The 13829-nt window shown below is 61.0% G+C and carries 15 protein-coding genes; 5 read left to right on the forward strand and 10 right to left on the reverse strand.

Annotation, left to right across the window (positions count from 1 at the left end; genetic code table 11):
- Positions 1 to 357: 357 nt before the first annotated feature.
- From AAFN84_RS10390 to AAFN84_RS10400, 3 genes are all read right to left on the reverse strand, one after another.
- Positions 358 to 1905, reverse strand: a complete 1548-nt coding sequence (locus tag AAFN84_RS10390) for an AMP-binding protein (RefSeq protein ID WP_347514476.1) — start codon at positions 1903 to 1905, stop codon at positions 358 to 360.
- Between the two features lie 67 nt (positions 1906 to 1972).
- Positions 1973 to 2962: a fumarylacetoacetate hydrolase family protein gene (locus AAFN84_RS10395; protein ID WP_347514477.1), complete on the reverse strand. Its 990-nt coding sequence runs from the start codon at positions 2960 to 2962 to the stop codon at positions 1973 to 1975.
- Positions 2963 to 2984: 22 nt separating this feature from the next.
- Positions 2985 to 3713, reverse strand: coding sequence for a TetR/AcrR family transcriptional regulator (locus tag AAFN84_RS10400; RefSeq protein WP_347514478.1), 729 nt, complete (start codon positions 3711 to 3713; stop codon positions 2985 to 2987).
- A gap of 51 nt (positions 3714 to 3764) precedes the next feature.
- Here AAFN84_RS10400 and AAFN84_RS10405 point away from each other — a divergent pair, with 51 nt between their 5' ends.
- The 5 genes from AAFN84_RS10405 to AAFN84_RS10425 all read left to right on the forward strand — a co-directional run bounded on the left by AAFN84_RS10405 (position 3765) and on the right by AAFN84_RS10425 (position 8758).
- A complete protein-coding gene (locus AAFN84_RS10405) occupies positions 3765 to 4946 on the forward strand; it encodes a C4-dicarboxylate TRAP transporter substrate-binding protein (protein ID WP_347514479.1) in 1182 nt (393 codons plus the stop codon).
- 99 nt (positions 4947 to 5045) lie between these two features.
- Positions 5046 to 5606, forward strand: a complete 561-nt coding sequence (locus AAFN84_RS10410; RefSeq protein WP_347514480.1) for a TRAP transporter small permease — start codon at positions 5046 to 5048, stop codon at positions 5604 to 5606.
- Complete coding sequence (locus AAFN84_RS10415) at positions 5603 to 6919, forward strand: TRAP transporter large permease subunit (protein ID WP_347514481.1); 1317 nt, start codon at positions 5603 to 5605, stop codon at positions 6917 to 6919. The genes AAFN84_RS10410 and AAFN84_RS10415 overlap by 4 nt, the downstream gene beginning before the upstream one ends.
- Before the next feature lie 18 nt (positions 6920 to 6937).
- Complete coding sequence (locus AAFN84_RS10420; RefSeq protein ID WP_347514482.1) at positions 6938 to 7954, forward strand: MBL fold metallo-hydrolase; 1017 nt, start codon at positions 6938 to 6940, stop codon at positions 7952 to 7954.
- A 75-nt stretch (positions 7955 to 8029) separates the two neighbouring features.
- Positions 8030 to 8758 carry a glutathione S-transferase family protein gene (locus AAFN84_RS10425; RefSeq protein WP_347514483.1) on the forward strand — a complete coding sequence of 243 codons (729 nt, stop codon included), beginning with the start codon at positions 8030 to 8032 and terminating at the stop codon, positions 8756 to 8758.
- Between the two features lie 348 nt (positions 8759 to 9106).
- On the opposite strand, the gene AAFN84_RS10430 is transcribed toward AAFN84_RS10425, so the two are convergent.
- The 7 genes from AAFN84_RS10430 to AAFN84_RS10460 are packed head-to-tail and all read right to left on the reverse strand — an operon-like array spanning position 9107 to position 13825.
- Entirely contained in the window at positions 9107 to 9994 is an 888-nt protein-coding gene (locus AAFN84_RS10430; RefSeq protein ID WP_347514484.1) for a hypothetical protein, read from the reverse strand.
- A complete protein-coding gene (locus AAFN84_RS10435) occupies positions 9984 to 10739 on the reverse strand; it encodes a hypothetical protein (protein ID WP_347514485.1) in 756 nt (251 codons plus the stop codon). The genes AAFN84_RS10430 and AAFN84_RS10435 overlap by 11 nt, the downstream gene beginning before the upstream one ends.
- The gene (locus AAFN84_RS10440; RefSeq protein WP_347514486.1) at positions 10736 to 11137 is read right to left on the reverse strand and encodes a type II secretion system protein; all 402 of its coding nucleotides are present in this window, start codon (positions 11135 to 11137) and stop codon (positions 10736 to 10738) included. Before AAFN84_RS10440 ends, AAFN84_RS10435 begins: the two co-directional genes overlap by 4 nt.
- Positions 11137 to 11598, reverse strand: coding sequence for a GspH/FimT family pseudopilin (locus tag AAFN84_RS10445; protein ID WP_347514487.1), 462 nt, complete (start codon positions 11596 to 11598; stop codon positions 11137 to 11139). The genes AAFN84_RS10440 and AAFN84_RS10445 overlap by 1 nt, the downstream gene beginning before the upstream one ends.
- Positions 11576 to 12040: a type II secretion system major pseudopilin GspG gene (gspG, locus tag AAFN84_RS10450; RefSeq protein WP_347514488.1), complete on the reverse strand. Its 465-nt coding sequence runs from the start codon at positions 12038 to 12040 to the stop codon at positions 11576 to 11578. The genes AAFN84_RS10445 and gspG overlap by 23 nt, the downstream gene beginning before the upstream one ends.
- Before the next feature lie 7 nt (positions 12041 to 12047).
- Entirely contained in the window at positions 12048 to 13256 is a 1209-nt protein-coding gene (locus AAFN84_RS10455) for a type II secretion system F family protein (protein WP_347514489.1), read from the reverse strand.
- Positions 13253 to 13825 carry a prepilin peptidase gene (locus AAFN84_RS10460; protein ID WP_347514490.1) on the reverse strand — a complete coding sequence of 191 codons (573 nt, stop codon included), beginning with the start codon at positions 13823 to 13825 and terminating at the stop codon, positions 13253 to 13255. The genes AAFN84_RS10455 and AAFN84_RS10460 overlap by 4 nt, the downstream gene beginning before the upstream one ends.
- Positions 13826 to 13829 lie beyond the last annotated feature (4 nt).

Below are 13829 nucleotides of genomic sequence, written 5' to 3' on the forward strand. Positions count from 1 at the left end.
AGAGCATCGAGCCTCAAGACATCGCATCGCTTCGGGTCGCTGCCACGATCTGTGGCGGCGAGATCACCTATGAACGCAGCACTGCGTAGTCAGCTTTTATCGTCGCGCGATACGACTGAGGCACATACCGAGGCGTCATAGGAATGAATCTGGTTGAACTGACCTCGTTTTGAATTTCTGGCGAGTCTTCGGCTTCGGTCGAGCCAGGCAGAAACCATTCGACGCCCAACCCTCGCTGCTGGACAACGAGCCGACCTGATCCGCGTTCTCGCGGATGGCGCATCGGCGTATGGACGCCGGAGTATGCGCTGTGGGCGAATTCTGGCTCAGTGAACGGGAATGGAGGCCGAAGACTTGTCAGGTCGGTGCATCCGGCGCCCTGCGCGCGGGCAGAATGCGATCGAGAACAAGCCTCGCCTGTTCGTTTCGCAGGTCTCGCCGTAGCACCTTTCCGTACGCGTTCTTGGGCAATTCAGGAACAAAGAAGATGTGCTTGGGTTTCTTGAACGAAGCAAGGTTGGCCCTGCAATATGCAAGGATTTCGGTCTCGCCAAGGTTCGCATCCTCGACAACCAACGCAACAGCCACACTTTGCCCCCACTCATCGTCTGGCAAGCCAAACGCGATCACTTCGCGAACGCCAGGACAAGCAGCGAGAACGTCCTCGATTTCCTTTGGATAGATGTTGGTTCCACCCGAAATTATGGTGTCGTAGCGACGGTCAAGGATGCGCAGTCGCCCCGCCGGATCGAAGCGGCCAATGTCGCCGGTACGAAGCCAGCCGCCACGCAGCGCACTCGCGGTCGCCTCCGGATTGCGCCAGTAGCCCTTCATAACGACGTCACCGCGTACGCAAATCTCGCCATCTTCACCATCTTGCACATCATTGTCCGCCTCATCGATAATGCGGACTTCGACGCCCGATCGTACATATCCCGCTGAGCCAAGCGTCTCATCGTCCGCATCAAGATGGTCAGGGCCCGGCAGGTAGGAGATGGTCATGGGTGCTTCCCCTTGCCCGTAAAGCTGGTGGAAGATCGGGCCGAAACGCGCGACGGCCTCTCGAATGTGCTCGAGGTGGATCGAGGCGCCACCATAAATGACGCCCCGCAGGCTTGCGATATCGATGCGCGGGCTGGCCTCGAGCAATCGGACGATCATCGTCGGCGCAACGAACGGGATTACCGAGATGGACATGTCAGCCACAGTCTCGAACACTTCATCCGCACGAAACCCGTCCCGGTCGTAGATAATGTTTTCCGCGCCGCGGACGAGCGAGGGGATCAAGTAGAGACCGCTGCCGTGAGACAAGGGTGCCACGTGCAGGACGCGGTCGCAGCCCTGAAATGAAAATACGTCAGCAAGACAGTTCACCGTCGCCGCGATCAGATTGCGATGACTGAGCATCGCCCCCTTCGGTTTGCCAGTTGTGCCAGAGGTGTAAAAGATCCACGCAGCATCATCGGGGTCAACATTCGCCGTAATTGAGCGCGCGGCTTCCGGCTGCGGCAAAGCGAAATCCTCTATCGCGATTATCGCGCAGGAATGACCCTCCGGCAGGTTTGCCCTCAGTTCGGCAACATGTTCGCGATGCGTGAATATCAGGCGCGGCTCTGCATTGCCCGCGATCCAGGCCACCTCGCGCGGATGCAGTTTGGCGTTGGTCGGCACGACCACCAACCCCGCCCGCATCGGGGCCAGCAGGAGCACCGGAAACTCGAAGCAGTTGCGTAGAAACAAGAGCACGCGATCGCCACGCGCGCACCCTTGTTGCATGAACCATTCCCCCAACGCAGCGCACACGCCATCCAGGCCGTTATACGCCATCGCCTTGTCGCCGCAGCGAACTGCAGTCGCATGTCCGCGACGGCGGACCGCGTCGGTAAGCATGGAGTAGATGTTCATGTTCGCAACCTGCGCATGAAACGGCCGGGGCGCATCGCGCCTTCGACCATCTAAGAACCGATTTTCGCTATGATGATTTTCTGGTCAGCACGCGATTGCGAAGAATACCGATGCCTTCGACCTCCAGCTCGACGACATCCCCATGCGCAAGGAATCTCATCTGTTCCAAGCCACAGCCATTGCCGACCGTGCCGGAGCCGAAGAACTCGCCCGGAAAGATCGTCTCTGACTGCGAGATGTGGGCCAGCAGGTCCTCAAATTTCCAGTGCATGGTCGAAGTGTTGCCGCGGCCCCATTCTTCGCCATTCACGCGGCACACCATCGTAAGATTGTAGGGATCCTTCATCTCGTCGGCGGTCACAAGGCATGGCCCCATGGCGTTGCCGGAGTCGAAATCCTTTCCCTTGGCCGGACCGAGTTGACCGCCCATCTCCTGCGTCTGCGCATCTCGAGCGGAAAAGTCGTTGAATATCGTGTAGCCGTAGATGTAGTCGCGTGCATTGTCGCGGGCGATGTCGACGCCCTTCTTGCGCACGTAGAAGCCGAACTCCAGTTCGAAATCCATCAGCTTAGAATAGCTCGGCCACAACACATCATGGTCGGTGCCGATGACCGAAAAGCGGTTGGCTTTGTAGTAGATCGGTTGCTCGTAGAAAGTCTTGGGAACTGCAAAGATGCCTTTCTCCTCGAATTCTTTCATTGCCGCCTCAGGGTCGGCCGTCGCATTGGCGCGAACGCGTCGCACGGCGTTGAACGACTGCTTGAGATGCGTTTCAAAGCAAAGGCAATCGCGCATCTGGATCGGCACTGGCACGGGCGCGAGGAGGCGCACGTCGTCTTTGGAAAAAGCGTTCTTGGCGCCTTTCTTTACCGTCTCGTAGGCGCGGTCGAGCGTGGCGTCTCCGCCTTCGATCATCGCCTGCACAGAAGAAAAGGCGGCATGCCTTTCGCCAAACACCTGTTCGTGGGCGCCTGCCAGATCAACGATCCTGCCGTCGCCGTCGACAAGTGCGCCAGAACGCTGTTTTCCATTCTGTTCATAGGTGACGAGCTTCATCGGTGTCCTCCCTTGGATTGGCTCACTCCGGCTCCTCTTGCCGGTCAGGCTGTTTCGGCGTCGACGGCACGCGGCCATAAAGAAGCGCCGCTTTCATCAGCGAGACCAGATGGGTTGACGTCACCATCTCGTCCTCTGGATCGCACAGCCCCCCGGACAGCCGACTGATGCGGCCGGTATCGGCCATCGTGTAGACCATCACCCCGAGCATCGCCTGGTAGCCCCAGTTGATCTCTTCAAGCGACCTGTCTGGCAGTGCTGCATGCAACGCCTCCATGACCTTGTAGGCGACGGGGTCGAAGAATTCGGCAACGACCATGCGGTTATGCGATTTCGGGTCGGAGACCTCGCGTGCAAGAATTCGTGCATAGCTGGAATTCTTGTCCGTGCTGCGCATGTGCAGGCTCGGCACCAGTACCGCCTTCACGATCATCTCCACCTTGCGCTCGGCGTCCGGCTCCATTTCCGCCAGCCTCAATCCTGCAATGCGCTGGTCGATGATCATCGGTGCGCGCATTTCAAAGATGGCGCGATAAAGCCCTTCCTTGCTGCCGAAATGGTAGTTGACCAGGGCGACCGGCACTTCGGCACGCAGCGCGATCTGGCGCACCGTCGCACCATCGAAACCGTGATCCGCGAACTCGGCCTCGGCTGCATCCAGAATGCGTGTGCGCGTCAGCGCCGCGTTTCTTTGCGTCGGCTCGATCGCTACGACCTTCTGACCCTGCTCTGTCTTTCTAGCTCTGCCCATGTCTGTCGCCAGCTGCGGGAAGCACATCTGCGCGACCCTATGAGCGTCGAGTTGAACGACATATCAAAACTCTTGTCAACATGTTCAAATCCCGCTAGCGTTTCCCTATCGAGCACGAGGCGTAGGAGTGAGCCTCTAGTTCAAAAAGGGAGGAACGACATGTATCGCAAGGCTATTTGGGCTGGCGTCGCCGTCATGGCGCTTGGCTGTGGAACCGCACCGGCACTATCGCAGGAAACCCTCAGTCTCACCGCAGCGACGGGGCACCCCGAAGTGTTTCTCTGGGTGAAGCACATCAAGGAGACGCTGATCCCGACGGTTGATGCTGAGCTGGCCAAGACCGGAAATTTTGAAATCAATTGGACCGAAGGCTATGGCGGCACCATCGTCAAACTGGGGTCGGAGACGGAAGCCTTCCAGCAAGGCATCATCGACGTCGGCCAGATGAGCGGTGTCTTCAATCCCTCGACCATGGGACTTCTCAACCTGACTTACGCCATGCCGTTCGGTCCGGCCGACGCACGCGGCGTGACCGAGGCAGTCGAAAAGGCGCTGAGCGAAACACAAGGCGCCTTGGCCGCACTCGAGGAAGCCACGGGCGTCGTCTATATCGGCGGCGGTATCGCCATCGACGATTACAATATCGGCTCGACCAGAGAATTCACCACAGTTGCCGACATGGATGGGGTGAAGCTTGGCGGCGCCGGCCCGAACCTCGCCTGGCTGGCTGGCACCGGCGCAGTTGGCGTGCAGGGGTCTTTCGTCACGTTCTACAACGACATCAAGACCGGGGTCTATGATGGCTATATCGGCTGGATGACCGCCGGTGTTCCGGCCAAGCTCTACGAAGTCGCGCCGAACTGGAATCAGACCCATTTTGGCGCGATGTATATTGGTGGTCTGGGCGTTTCCAAAATGCAGTGGGATACGTTCGACGACGAGGTGAAGCAGGCCTTTCGCACCGCAGCCACGGCTTACACTGTAGCCTATTTCGATGAGCAGGAAGCCCGGTATGAATCGGCGAAGAAGACCATGCTCGACGCGGGCGGGAAGATCGTCGAGTTCGATCCTGCCGAGCGTTCGGCCTGGATCGAGGCGCTGCCCAACCCGACGACGGCCTGGGCCGACGCTGCTGAGGCACGTGGCGAGCCGGGCCGCGCGGTGCTGGAGGCCTATCGCGATAACCTCGAATCTTCCGGCTTCACCTTTGAGCGCGATTACCTGACGGAGTGATCCTCCCCGGCCTTCGCCGGACCGCCGCTGGGTCTTCGCCGCATAGTGCGCGGCGAAGACCCAGAATGAAGAAATGCCGCATCACCGGAGTCTTCCGTCATGGCCGACGACGCTGCAATACCGCGCGAAGACGCGCCTCCTCCTCCCGTACCCAGCGGTCCATTTGCCCGCCTCATCGGCGCGATGAACGCGGTCGGAACACTGTGGATCATCGGTCTGATGATCCTCATCAATGCCGATATCGTCGGCCGCAGCTTCCTTAGCCGCCCTATCGCGGGCGTGCCCGAGCTCGTCGCGTTCTCGATCGTCGGGATCGTGTTCCTCCAGCTCGCGCACACGCTGCGCTCCGGCTCGATGACGCGATCGGACGTGCTGCTCAATGTCCTGGAGCGTCGCGCGCCGCGCGCACGCTTTGCACTACTGACGCTCTTCCATCTCATCGGCGCCCTGCTGCTCCTCATGATCGCCTGGAAGTTTTGGCCGAGCGTCGTCGGCGCGTGGCAGCACCCGGAACGCAATTTCATGGGCAATCCAGGCTTTTTCACTGTCCCACAGTGGCCGCTCTTTATCCTCATCTTCCTCGGCATCATTGCCACAGCAATCCAGTTTCTGCTGCTCTCCTGGAGCGATCTTGGTGCCGCACGGGGTATCGCGCGATGAGCGGCGTTGAAATTGCACTCCTCTCCATCGTGATTATGTTGCTGCTCATCTATTCGGGCGTGCATGTCGCGATTGCGCTCATCCTGCTCTCGTTTGGCGGCGTCTGGCTTATCCGCGGCAATTTCGACATCGCGTCAAACATGCTCGTTCTGGCCTTCAAGGACTCCATCAGCGACTACATATTCGGCGTCGTGCCGCTCTTCGTGCTGATGGGCCTGCTGGTTGCCATCGCCGGTATCGGGCGGGATACGTTCGAAGTCGCCGCGCAGGTATTCCGCAAAGTGCTGGGCGGCCTTGGCATTGCCACGGTGGCAGCCAACGCCGTGTTCGCAGCGATCACCGGCATCTCCATCGCCTCGGCCGCCGTGTTCACCAAAGTGGCCGTGCCGGAAATGATGCGCCATGGCTATACACCGCGATTTTCCGTCGGTGTCGTTGCTGGGTCGTCTGTCCTCGGCATGCTGCTGCCGCCAAGCCTGCTGTTCATTCTCTACGGCGTTCTCACCGAGCAATCGGTCGGCTCGCTGTTCATAGCAGGCATTATTCCAGGCATTCTTCTGTCGCTGATCTACTGCGCCGGAATCATGGCAATGGGCCGTTGGTGGCCCTCATTCATTGGCGGCGGCGGTGCGGCCAAGGGCGATCCAGTTCATGATATGGGCATCGGCGAAATGCTGAGCAAACTGGCGCCAATCGTCATTCTCATAGCTCTGGTGCTCGGCGGCATTTATGGCGGGTTCTTCACGCCCACCGAGGCTGGGGCGGCAGGCGCTCTGGGGGCGCTTTTGATTTCGCTCGCAAAGCGGCGGCTTTCCTGGGCGAGCTTCTGGCAGGTGCTCGTTCAAACTGGCCACACAACGTCATCGATCTGCTTTCTGATCGTCGGCGCCAGCCTTTACTCCCGCATGCTGGCCATGTCCGGCATGCCCGGGTGGCTCGGCTCCGCCGTTATCGATTCCGGCATGGGCGTCACCGGCATCATCATCGCATTGCTGCTCGTCGTCATCCTGCTTGGAACCATACTCGACTCTGCCTCGATCCTCCTCCTGACGCTGCCAATCGCCGTTCCCATCCTTGTGGGCCTCCAGGTCGACCTGATCTGGCTTGGAGTGCTGATGATCATCGCAGTGGAGATTGGTCTTTTGACCCCCCCCTTCGGCATAGCCGTATTCGTTGTGAAGGCGACCCTCGGTCCTGACAGCGCGGTCACGCTTAACGACATCTTCTTTGGAGCGGCGCCGTTCGCGCTGATGATGCTCCTCGTTCTGGTGCTCATCTTCCTTTTCCCGTGGCTCGCCACGGCACTCGTCTGACTTGAAGGAGTAGTTCCGATGGCCAAATGGCAATTCACCAAAGGCATGCACGACCTCGGCAACGGCTGCTACGCATACCTACAGCCTGATGGAAGCTGGGGCTGGTCGAATGCCGGGCTGATCGTCGACGGCGACGCAACGTTGATGGTCGACACACTCTTCGACTTGAAGCTGACGGCCGAGATGCTTGCCGACTATCGTGCCTCGATCCCGGCAGCAAAGGATATCGGCATCCTGGTCAATACCCATGCCGACGGCGACCACACCTTCGGCAATCAGCTCGTCGACGGTGCACGCATCATCGCCACGCAAGGAACTGTCGACGACTTTGCACGCTTCGATCCCACCGTGGTGCAGAAAATCGTCACCAATGCCGAGGAGTTTGGCAGTGCGGGCGTGTTCATGCGCGAGTGTTTCCGCCCATTCGACTTCGCCGGCATCCAGCTGACGCCTCCGACCGAGACCTTCTCGGGTACAATTGACATCATGGTCGGCGAAAAGAAGGTCCAGCTGATAGAGGTCGGGCCGGCGCATTCGCTCGGCGATGCATTGATCTACGTGCCCGAAGACAAGGTCGTCTTCACCGGCGACATCTTGTTCAACGGCGGTACGCCCATCGCCTGGTATGGGCCGGTGAAGCGCTGGATCGACGTTTGCGACATGGTGATGGACATGGATGTCGAAACCATCGTCGCCGGTCATGGACCCATCTCCACGAAAGACGACGTGCGCGAGATGCGTGATTATCTGCAGCATGTCTCAGATGAGGCGCGGCCGCTCTGGGAGGAAGGTCTCGACTATCTTGCCGCGGCCTACAAAATCGAGCTGGGTCCGTATCGCGACCGCAACGATGCCGAGCGCGTCGTCGTCACCCTTCAGACGCTGTTCGACGATTTCGGCAATGCCCCCGAGCGACCGGTGCACGTACCGATCCCGTATTTCGCGGAGATGAAAAGCTTTCGGCACCACCTCAATCGCGGGCCGGTGCACGAAGCCTATTGCAAGGCTTGCGGGCTGAAGCACGACGCCTACTGACGCCCGGCCCTCCACCACTCGAAAGTACCTCTACAGCTCACCTGAGTTCGAACGTCATCAAACAAGGATGCCGGAATGCTGGTTCTCTATCACGCTCCAATCTCGACCTGCAGCCAGAAAGTTCGGCTCGTGCTCGCTGAAAAGCAGCTCGACTGGGAAGGCAAGTCGATCAATTTCGGCAAGGCCGAACACCTGACCCCTGACTATCTCAAGCTCAATCCAAACGGTGTCGTGCCGACGCTGGTTCACGACGGTGATCCGATTATCGAGAGCAGCGTGATTACAGAATATCTGGACGAGGCCTTTCCCGATCATCCAGTAAGGCCAAAGGATTTCAAGGCGCTTGCACACATGCGCGCATGGCGTCAGTACATTGATGAAGTGCCGACACCCTCGATCCGGCCAATCTCGTTCAACACGTTCTTTGTGCCGATCTGGTCCCGGATGAGTGAAGAAGAATTCTGGGATTACACGGAGCGCCTGCCACTGAGGAAACATTTCTACAGAAAGATGGGGCGCTCTGGCTTCTCCCCTCAGGAGATCGAAGAGTCCCTCGACCGACTCGCCCAGGCGCTTGCAAGAATGGAAGACGCGCTCCAACGCAGCCGCTTCCTGGCCGGAGACCAATACACCCTTGCGGACGTCAACATGACGCCGACCGTCGTGCGGCTGGAGGATTGCGGCCGCACGGATCTTTGGGACCGCTTGCCAAGAGTGGCGGACTGGTATGAACGGATCAAGGCGCGGCAAAATTTCGACATCGCCTACATGCCAGGATCGCGAGATCTCGGTGCACACATCTGATCTGAAACCCACCAGAACGAACAGGCGTGCCTAGAGTTCTGCGGGAAAATTGTTCATGGAGAGACTGCCGCCGTCGGCATGCCGACCGACCTCCGTCAGTTGGTTTGCCGCAAGGAGGACGCAGGTTCTTACTGGTTGATAGTGGAACCATGTGCAACGGCCACTCTCTCCGCCATCGGCATTCGCCGGGCGGCGGCTCTGTCGGCTAGGGGATCGTCATGCGGCGATCCTGAAATACGCTCCTGGGAAGCAGCGTTGGCGGGGCGGGCATGGTGATAGCACCATCGTCGTTCGTGAACGCATGCGGCATTGATGCCGCGATCGCGGGGGTTGGGATGCCCGCTCCATCTATCCTGATACCCGGCGCTTCCAGTCGGCGATGAGAAAAGGTTCACCATCGTCGACCGGTGGGATGATGACGGCCTCGACAATGGCGCGCCTTGCGCTTCCGGTAGCCTCGGCTGCGATCGACACGCGAAAGACGGTCGGCGGGTCGATCGAGAAGAATTGTGCGCTTTCTGCAAGTTGGGAAAGTAGCGCGGTCAAGACGGCCGGGTCGGTCACGTCCCTGGCGCTGTCGATGAGCGCCATCCGGGTTTCGTCCATGCCTTCGAGCGCCGCGACCAGTCGGGGCTCGGCCGCGGTGAGCGACAATCTGCCGAGCGGATTGAAGACGGTCAGCAAGCCGCTCAAAGCCTCGATGTCCGTCACCGACACCCCGAGCACCCAACGCAATTCCTCGATGGAGGCAAAGGCACGGTTGCCGGGCCCGAACGGCAAACCCGCTGCCCCATAGTCCGCCTGCTCCGCGCCGCCGGGCGATGGCGTATCATCTGCATCGCGCCAGTCGATAATGCGTGCTGCAAAAGTCTCCGGTTCCATGGCCTCGAGACCGGAGGCACGATACGCCGCCGCCAGGACCAACCTGTCGGAGCCATTGAGATCCGCCTTGCCTGCATCGGAGCTGACCCCCAACCGGACGACTCCACCGTCAAGACGGATTTCCTGCCCGTCCACGGCGGCAAGAGTTCTGCGCAAGACCACGAGTTGATACCCGGCCATGTGCAGTCCGGCCTGCAGGAGCGCGTTGTCGGCCAGGTCCGCCTGGGTGGTGGCAATGCCTTCGACGCTATTGCGTGCCGCAATGGAAATGGTGACGAAGACCGTCGAAAGAAGGGCCACCATGCCCAGCACGGTGTAAAGTATGAACCCGTCCGATCGCGCATCACTGCGCATAGCGCATCCAGCCTAGCGGATCGTCGGGATCGATGGGTTCAGCGGCATTGCTGTCTGGCGACGCGACCTGCACGGGAGCAAGCGTACAAAAACGACTGCCGGATATGGCACATGCCGGTTCTGCATTTACCCGCAATGGGATGCGAAGCGAGGTCGTGTTTTCCTCTGATGCGAACGAAACCAGCACGGCGTCCGGCATCGCCGCGCCGTCCGACCAGCCATCGCGTATGGCTTCGCCGCCCGCGCTCGCATCCACATAGGCGAAACGCGGCAGCGCCCGCCCGATGAAGAGAGCCTCCGGCTGCGCGAAGCGCAACTCTTCCACACCGCGGGCGGAAGGAAGCAACGGCGCCTCGCTGCGCGACAAGACCGCATTGCTGCCGTCCAGGCGGACCTGGAGGCGGACGACGCGCATGTCGGGCCGTTCGCCGGCCCGTGTGAGCGTTTCCGCGTAGATCAGATCGCCGGGCGTTCCGGAGAAGATCAGCGGTGCGTCCTCGCCTGAGAAGCTGATGCGCGCGGCTCCCTGGATATCGCGCGCCAGCGCAGCCAGCACGCGGCTTTGGGATTCCAATGCTCCGGTCACGGTCGTCGCACGTTCAAGGGCGCGGAATGTAAGGCTGGTTACCGAGGCGAGCCCGAGCAGCAACATGGCACTGATGGCCATCGTGATCAAAGCCTCGACCATCATGAAGCCGGCGTCGTGCCTGCTTCTCCCGCGACAGAATGTGCGGGAAACGGTCATGGCGCCGCGGTCCGGACGAGGCGTATCGTCTCGGCCTCGGCAAGCAGCCTTGGCGTTGCGGCGCGGCGTATCTCGATGGTGACGCGAACGGGCACCCATGGGGGGGCGTTGGACGCGTCCTCTGCCTCCCCGGACAGCGGCTCGAAGCGCATCTCCCAGTCATATCCGTCCATGCTGCCGCGCTGCGGGAACCCACCGGCCTGCCCGAGGGGAGCCTCAAGCAGCGACTGCGCCGCCATCTCGGCGCCGAAACGGTCCTTGGCACGCGCCGCCACGGCCAAAGCTTCCGACATTCCCCGCTGGACCGTCACCGTGATCAGGGCAAGCAGGACGAAGGCAACCAGGACCTCAACCATGGTGAAGCCGGCGCGGCGTGCCCGTGGCTCGCGTCCTGGCATCACCGTGCGATGTCCACGGTCGCGGTTCGACTGTTGACGACGATGCGCAATGCCTGGCTCGACGAGCGCACCGACAGGCCTCCTCCGCTCGACCGCCCGTCGGCGAAGAACAGCAACCCGCCCTGGCTTGCCGGCAACATGTCGATTGCAAGCGTGTCGGGAATGCCCACGACACTGCGCCCCGACAGGACCGCGCGCGCGTCGGCGTCCAATGTGACGGCAACGGTTTCTCCGGAAAGCAGCGCAGAGTTGCGCGCCGACCGCAGGAGCGTCGCGACCTCGACGGTCTTGGTGCGCAACAGCGCCGTACCGCGCTGCGTGGAAAACAGAGGCAGGGCCAATGCCGCCAGCAACGCCAGGATCGTCAGGGCCAGCATCATTTCCACCATGACGAAGCCCGCGCCGGCATTCCTGGCGCGGCTTCCCTGCGCGACACGGTCAGTTGCTCGTGATGTCCGCATCGGAATCCGAGCCTCCGGGCTGTCCGTCCGCGCCAAGAGAGGTGATCGTGTAGGGTGTGCCGTCGCCCGGTGCCACATAGCGGTAGGGGTTGCCCCAGGGGTCCGCAGGTACCTCCGACTGCTGCAGATAAGGCCCCGCCCACACGCCGACACCAGCCGGCTGAACGACGAGTGCGGGAAGCCCCTGAGTGGTGGTGGGATAGCTGCCGGTGTCGAGAAAATACAAATCCAGCGCCGATTTGAACGAGGTGATCTGCAGCGCTGCGGCACGTTCCCGCGAACTCGACAGATATGACAGCACGCGTGGTCCGACGAGGCCCATGATCAATGCAAGAATGACCAGCACCACCAGCAATTCGACAAGCGTGAAGCCGGCATTGCGATCGCGCTTTCGCGTGGCGCGTCGCTGACCCGCAGTGTGTTGTTGCAGCCAATGTTTCATTCGCGCCTCATATCAGTAGATCATTGATGCTCATGAGGGCACCCATCACGGAGATGATGAGCCATCCGACCATGACGCTGACCAGCATCATCAACGCCGGGCCGAGCACTGCGGTCAGTTGCTTGAGCGCAGTGTCGAGCTTGACCTCATAGAATTCCGCGATGCGATCACCGCTCTCCGCCAGATTACCCGCGCCCTCGCCGACGCGAAGCATCTGCACGACATGGGCCGGGAAAAGCGTGCTTCGTGCAAGGGCGTCGGAAAGCCGGGCGCCGCTGCGCACGTCCGCGATGATCTCGTCGAACTTGCGCTCCGCACCCGGCAGCGAAATCGTGTCCCGGATAAGGCCGAGCGACGTGGAAATGTCGACGCCGTTCCGGTTCAGCATGGCGAGCATCGCGCAGAATGTGAGGGTAAGATTGTAACTCACGATGCGGTTGACGAACGGGGCCTTTGCGATCAGCGCCTGTCCGACGGAGGCGCGGCCTGCGATCCGCTTGGCAACGATGAAGACGACGAGCAGCAGCGCCATGCCGATCAGCACGACGTCGAGATTTTCCCGCAGTCCCTCCGACAGGCGGAAGACAAAAAGCGTGGAGGGCGCGAGACGATCCCTGAACCCAGCAATCGCGCCCTCGAACTGCGGAATGATGTAGAGCAGCACGAAGAACATCACGCCTGTCGCAGCCACCGCGAGGAAGCCGGGATAGGCCGTTGCGCTGATCAGCCTGCGGCGCAGGGCTTCCGAGCGCTGGCGCTCGCGGGCAATCGCGGCCAGCGCATGCTGCAGGCGCCCGGATGCCTCCGCTGCCTGCACCATCTTCACATAGAGCGGCGAAAAATAACGTGGATGCTCGGCCAGAACCGACGAGAAGCTCTTTCCCGCCGCCAGTGCAGTTTGCAGGTGTCTGGTGAGCGTGACCAGCCAGCGTCGCGTTTCCATCTTCGCGACCACCGACAGCGCCTCGTCGAGCGAGACACCGCCGCGCAGCAGCATCGCGAGATCCTGGGTGAAACGGGTGATGTCGGAACTGGGCGGTTCCGGTGTCAGCCGCTCTCGCCAGGTCCTGGCGCCGCGAACGATCTGGCGCGCCGACAGCATGATCATTCCGGCGCGATCGAGCTCAATTCGAACGTTCTCGGGCGAGACACCGTCCATCGTCCCGGTATGGACCTGGCCGCTGTCGTCAATCGCTCGGTATTCGAACACGGTCATCCGATCTGCCCGGACCCATCCAGGAAATAGACTTGCTGGAGCCACATCAGCCAACTCGCTGGCGCGAGCAACGCCCCAAACGGTATACGATCAAAACGCATGTTGGGTTTCATCGCGCGCACCACGACGACGACCAGCAGCCCCAGCACGCTGGCCAGCAGCAGGGCCCAGGCGAAGCCGAACGTGCCCAGAAGGAGAGCCGCCGCACCCGCCAGCTTCACATCCCCCAGCCCAATTCCATCCGCGCCCCGCGTCCGGAAATAATATTCGCGCAGAAGCAGCAGGGCTCCGCCGCACAGGACGAAGTCGAGCACGAGAGCCAATGATGCGTCCACCATCATCAACGGCGCGGCCTGCAGGGGAATCCGCAGCAAGATGCCGAGCAAACCGAGAGCGACGACGGCTCCGTCCGGTATCGTCCAGCTTCGCAGGTCCGACACCACGATCCACGCAGCGAGGCCGCCAAGAATAACGGCCAAACAAAAGGCGGAGTTGCCTGGGACGAGGAATATCGCCAGCGCGCCCAGTACGATCGCACCGCACGATCCTATGAGCCCAAGATGCTGCATGAGG

Origin of the sequence: Mesorhizobium sp. CAU 1741 (genome assembly GCF_039839275.1) — a bacterium.
Lineage (GTDB): Bacteria > Pseudomonadota > Alphaproteobacteria > Rhizobiales > Rhizobiaceae > Aerobium.